1 protein-coding gene is annotated in these 753 nt (G+C 68.4%); it reads right to left on the bottom strand.

Features of this window, described 5'->3' with window-relative positions; genetic code table 11:
• Nucleotides 1-753: acyltransferase domain-containing protein (locus tag ADK36_RS10040; protein WP_159391104.1), on the bottom strand; the 753-nt coding region annotated here is incomplete at both ends.

Raw genomic sequence — 753 nt, 5'->3', positions numbered from 1 at the left:
GGTGTCGTCGGTGTTGGGGCGCAGGGTGGGGATGGTGTGGGTGCCCTGGGGGAGGGTTTGTGCGGTGAGGGTGGTGAGGGTGGTGTCGGGGCCGAGTTCGAGGTAGGTGGTGGTGCCGGCTTGGTGGAGGGTGGTGAGGGTGTCGGCGAAGCGGACGGTGCCGCGGATGTGGCGGGTCCAGTAGTCGTGGGTGGTGTGGTCGGGGTTGTCGAGGGTGGCGGTGAGTGCGGAGGCGATGGGGGTGTGGGGCGTCTGGAAGGTGAGGGTGGCCGCGATGGCGTGGAAGTCGTCGAGGATGGGGTCCATCAGCGCCGAGTGGAAGGCGTGACTGACTGTCAGGGTGCGGGCCTTGTGGCCGCGGCTGGTCAGGTCTTTCGCCAGGGTGTCGATGGTGTCTGCGGGTCCTGACAGGACGGTGTTGGTGGGGGAGTTGACCGCTGCGATGTCCACATTGGGCGGCAGGAAGTCCCTCACGTCGGTTTCGGTGGCGGTGGTGGTGAGCATGGCGCCGCCGGTGGGGAGGGTGTGCATGAGGCGGGCGCGGGCGGCGACGAGGGCGGCGGCGTCGGGGAGGGTGAGGATGCCGGCGCAGTGGGCGGCGGTGAGTTCGCCGATGGAGTGTCCGGCGAGGAAGTCCGGCTTCAGCCCGAGGTTTTCGAGTAGTCGGAACAGGGCTGTTTCGATGGCGAAGAGGGCGGGCTGGGTGTAGAGGGTTTGGTGGATCAGGTCGCCGTGTTCGCCGAGGACGACGTC

This window comes from Streptomyces viridochromogenes, from assembly GCF_001270495.1.
Classification (GTDB): Bacteria; Actinomycetota; Actinomycetes; order Streptomycetales; family Streptomycetaceae; genus Streptomyces; species Streptomyces viridochromogenes_A.
This window is presented reverse-complemented; position numbering and strand designations above follow the sequence as displayed.